Origin of the sequence: uncultured Clostridium sp. (genome assembly GCF_947036855.1) — a bacterium.
In the GTDB taxonomy this organism is placed as follows: Bacteria; Bacillota; Clostridia; order Clostridiales; family Clostridiaceae; genus Sarcina.
This window is the reverse complement of record NZ_CAMQRY010000171.1, coordinates 1-4284: the sequence shown is the minus strand read 5'-3', so window position 1 is coordinate 4284 and position 4284 is coordinate 1. Positions and strand designations below refer to the sequence as shown.

The following is a 4284-nucleotide window of genomic DNA, read 5'->3' as shown; positions in this document are numbered from 1 at the left end:
CTCGCCTATTCAGCTTGGAAGGCTGACGTTCTACCAATGAACTATACCCGCAAAAAACTGGCTGGGATAGCAGGATTCGAACCTACGCATATCACAGTCAAAGTGTGATGCCTTACCGCTTGGCGATATCCCATTATGGTGTACCTTAAGGGATTCGAACCCCCGGCCCATGCCTTAGAAGGGCATTGCTCTATCCAGCTGAGCTAAAGATACATATTTCCAATTTTTCGTATTCATTAAGTCTCCTCAATGACTACAAAAGTAATTATAGTACCATATTCCCTTTATGTCAACCCTTTTCATTGTTTTTTTTTATTAATTTCTCAAATTAAGTTAAAATTTCATAATCTTTTACACTTATCATTTATATGGTAACATTTATAGTATACACTACATTTTAAGGAGATTATTCTATGAATTGTGAAGTTTGTAATTCTATAGGTGATATACACCACATTGTCCACAGGCGTGAAGGTGGACTTAATTTTAATATCAATTATAAATATCTTTGTAAAACTCATCATCGTGGAATTCATGGACCACATAGAAATAGAGTTATTGATTATACTTATAAATTAGAAATGCAAAATTTGCTCTACTCTACTTTTAGCAATACATATTATTCATTACATGAAATTAATAATATTTTAAAAATATCTATAAGTAGTAGAAAAAAAATATCTAGAAATGTCTTTCTTTATAAAGAAGGTTACAAAAATGTAGAGCTAATCTTTTTTCTTATGGGTAGTAAATTTTATTCTGACTATGGGCTTGAAGATTTAATTTTACAAACTGCAATAGATATGGAAAAATCTTTATACTAAAAATAATTTTGGATAAAAAAAAGGATTGTTATAAATAACAATCCTTTTTAAGGTTCTCTGATGGTGCAAACAGAGGGAGTCGAACCCTCACGCCCATAGTAGGCACTAGATCCTTAATCTAGCGCGTCTGCCAATTCCGCCACGTCTGCTTATTAAATATATTATATAATTATTCCCATATAATTGCAATAGTTTTTTTATTTTTTATTTTAATCATCATTTTATAACTACTATCGTATTATTTATTATATGAACTAATTATTTAATTTTCAAAAATTTTCTATAAATAATTGGTTGACATCAATTATTTATAGTCTTATAATTTACTCAATGGTAGCATTAATTTTACATGCTGCAAATATTTAATACGTTGATGAGACGAGTAAGCTTTAAAAATTTTCAGAGAGAAATACATTCGCTGTGAGTATTTTAAATGGATATTGCTGAAAACTACCTCTGAGTGGCTCCAATCCAGCCCGCATTACTGCGTTAAAGTATTTATAAAGTGGTACAATATTGTACAATTTGGGTGGAACCACGGGAATTCGAACTCTCGTCCCTTTTCTAGAAATAGAAAAGTGACGGGAGCTTTTTTATTTTTTAAACCTTTTTCCCGATATACTAAATTTATAAAAAGAAAAGGAGTTTTTAATATGATTAAGATTACATTAAAAGATGGTTCAATCAAAGAAGTTGAACAAAATAGTTCAGTTTTAGACATAGCAAATGCTATAAGCTCAGGGCTTGCTAGAAATGCTATGTGTGGAATTGTTAACGGAGAAGTTAAAGATTTAAGATATAAAGTTTCTGAGGATTCAGCTCTTGAAATATGTACTTGGGATTCACAAGAAGGTAAGGATGCATTTAGACATACTACTTCTCATGTAATGGCACTTGCTGTTAAAAGATTATTCCCAGAAGTTAAAGTAGCTATAGGACCTTCAATAGAGAATGGTTTCTACTATGATTTCCAAAAAGAAGGTTCTTTCTTAGTAACTGACTTTGAAAAAATAGAAAAAGAAATGAAGGCTATTATTAAAGAAAACCTTGCAATAGAATACTTCACTCTTCCTAGAAATGAAGCTTTAGAGTTTATGAAAGATGAGCCTTTTAAAATAGACCTTATTGAAGGTTTAGCTGATGATGCAATTATCTCATTCTATAAAATTGGTGATTTCACAGACCTTTGTGCTGGACCTCACTTATTATCACTTAAAGCAATCAAAGCTTTCAAACTTTTAAGAACAGCTGGAGCATACTGGAGAGGAAATGAAAATAACCCTATGCTTGCAAGAATATATGCTACTTCATTCCCTAAGAAGGCTGAAATGGATGAATATTTAGAAGCAGTTGAAGAAGCTAAGAAAAGAGATCATAACAAACTTGGTAGAGAGCTTGGAATATTCACAACAAGTGATATTGTTGGTCAAGGACTTCCATTAATGATGCCTAAGGGTGCTAAAACACTTCAAGTTCTTCAAAGATGGATTGAAGATGAGGAAGAAAGAAGAGGATATCTTCTAACAAAAACTCCTTCAATGGCTAAGAGTGATTTATACAAAGTTTCAGGACACTGGGATCACTACAAAGATGGTATGTTCTTACTTGGAAATGAAGATGATGAAGAGGTACTTGCTTTAAGACCTATGACTTGCCCATTCCAATATGAAATATACAAAGCTGAGCAACACAGTTACAGAGATCTTCCAAAAAGATATGCTGAAACATCTACTCTATTCAGAAAAGAAGCTTCAGGAGAAATGCACGGTCTTATAAGACTTAGACAATTTACTCTTGCTGATGGTCACTTAGTTGTTAGACCTGACCAATTAGAAGATGAGTTTAAAGATGTTGTTGATTTAATCAAATATGTTATGACTACTCTTGGAATTCAAGATGACATCACATACAGATTCTCAAAATGGGATCCTAAAAACACTCACAAATATATCAATAAGCCAGAAGCTTGGGAATCAACACAAAACTTAATGAGAGATATCTTAAATCACCTTAATATTGACTTTACAGAAGCTGATGATGAAGCAGCATTCTACGGTCCAAAGCTTGATATCCAATTCAAGAATGTTCATGGTAAAGAAGATACAATCATTACAGTTCAAATTGACTTTGCTTTAGCAGAAAGATTTGATATGAACTACACTGATAAAGATGGAGAAAAGAAAAGACCTTACATCATCCACAGAAGTTCTATTGGATGTTATGAAAGAACACTTGCTATGCTTATAGAAAAGTATGCAGGAGCACTTCCTACATGGATGTCAGCTGTTCAAGCTAAGGTTCTTCCATTATCAGATAAATATGCTGAGTATGCTGATAAAGTTGCTAAAGACTTAACATACAATGGTGTTAGAGTTGAAGTTGACCATAGATCAGAAAAACTTGGATACAAAATAAGAGAAGCTAGACTTGAGAGAGCTCCTTATATTGTAATTGTTGGTGAGAAAGAAGAAGCTAACGGTGAAGTTTCAGTAAGAAGTAGAAAAAATGGAGAAGAAGGTTCAATGCCATTTGCTACATTCTTAAAGAACATCAAAGAAGTTATAGATAATAGAGAGCAATGCTAATTTTTTAGTAAAACTTTATGCACAAAGGGATACCAATATTAAATTGGTATCCCTTTTTTATCATTAATAATTAACACTCCAAGATGGATTGCTTATATAATTAACATATATAAACTCCTTTACTTGCCAGTCTAAAAATCTATTATTATTTTTTTCATTTAACTTATCAGAAAGTTCAATTGCTTTATTTACATCTCTATTTGATTTACTTCTGTCTGTACCTGTTGTATAAAGTTTGATAAGCATTAAAATAGTTTCTTCATTCTCACTATCTTCTTCATATGCCTTTTCATAATAATCCAAAACTTTCGCATAGTCATAAGTATTCTCTGATATTTTATCTGGCATTATCTTCACTAAAATATCTTTAATCTCTTCTGGGTATTCTACCTTTAATTCGTCACTTGTTAAATCAAACTGCCCAAATATATTGCTATTATATCTACTTGTTGTTTGCTTATCATCTTCTGGCTCTTTTTCAAAAGTATGACCTATATACATACCTTCTATATTATAATTTCCACTAGGTGCACTCATCATTTTATAAAATTCCAATTCTTCATCATCTTTATATATAGTTAGCATTTTTCCTAATTCATATGGAATATCTTCCCCTTTCCCCTCTTCTGCTACTTCTAATATAACTCTCTCACCATCAATTCTAGGATATACACCAGAGTAATCTGTTACATTTTCATAATCTATATTATCAGACTTCAAAACTAAACCTGAATTGTATTCAACCTCTATAAGCTCTCCTCCAGTTACAACCTGTGATTTTATTACTTCATCTGATTTTAATATTTCTATATTAACATCTTTCCCTCTCTCTACATTTACAATTGAACCTTCCATCATAGGATTATCTATACCTG

The 4284-nt window shown here is 31.7% G+C and carries 3 protein-coding genes, 3 tRNA genes and 1 other annotated feature; of the genes, 2 read left to right on the top strand and 4 right to left on the bottom strand.

What is annotated here, in order from left to right; genetic code table 11:
* Positions 1-58 precede the first annotated feature (58 nt).
* A tRNA-Gln gene (locus tag Q0V15_RS12130) sits at positions 59-133 on the bottom strand.
* A gap of 3 nt (positions 134-136) precedes the next feature.
* Positions 137-213: transfer RNA gene (locus Q0V15_RS12125), tRNA-Arg, on the bottom strand.
* Between the two features lie 200 nt (positions 214-413).
* Between Q0V15_RS12125 and Q0V15_RS12120 the strand changes: the two genes are divergently transcribed.
* Positions 414-824: an HNH endonuclease signature motif containing protein gene (locus Q0V15_RS12120; RefSeq protein ID WP_297439375.1), complete on the top strand. Its 411-nt coding sequence runs from the start codon at positions 414-416 to the stop codon at positions 822-824.
* A 61-nt stretch (positions 825-885) separates the two neighbouring features.
* On the opposite strand, the gene Q0V15_RS12115 is transcribed toward Q0V15_RS12120, so the two are convergent.
* Positions 886-973, bottom strand: a tRNA-Leu gene (locus Q0V15_RS12115).
* A 212-nt stretch (positions 974-1185) separates the two neighbouring features.
* Positions 1186-1388 (top strand) — a binding site (T-box leader).
* An 89-nt stretch (positions 1389-1477) separates the two neighbouring features.
* Between Q0V15_RS12115 and thrS the strand changes: the two genes are divergently transcribed.
* Positions 1478-3409 carry a threonine--tRNA ligase gene (thrS, locus tag Q0V15_RS12110; protein WP_297439372.1) on the top strand — a complete coding sequence of 644 codons (1932 nt, stop codon included), beginning with the start codon at positions 1478-1480 and terminating at the stop codon, positions 3407-3409.
* 63 nt (positions 3410-3472) lie between these two features.
* On the opposite strand, the gene Q0V15_RS12105 is transcribed toward thrS, so the two are convergent.
* Positions 3473-4284: hypothetical protein (locus Q0V15_RS12105; RefSeq protein ID WP_297439370.1), on the bottom strand; the 812-nt coding region annotated here is incomplete at its 5' end.

Bases quoted from the DNA above. Each gene is read 5' to 3' on its own strand.
- Q0V15_RS12120 (WP_297439375.1), top strand. From the start codon at position 414: ATGAATTGTGAAGTTTGTAATTCTATAGGTGATATACACCACATTGTC.
- thrS (WP_297439372.1), top strand. From the start codon at position 1,478: ATGATTAAGATTACATTAAAAGATGGTTCAATCAAAGAAGTTGAACAA.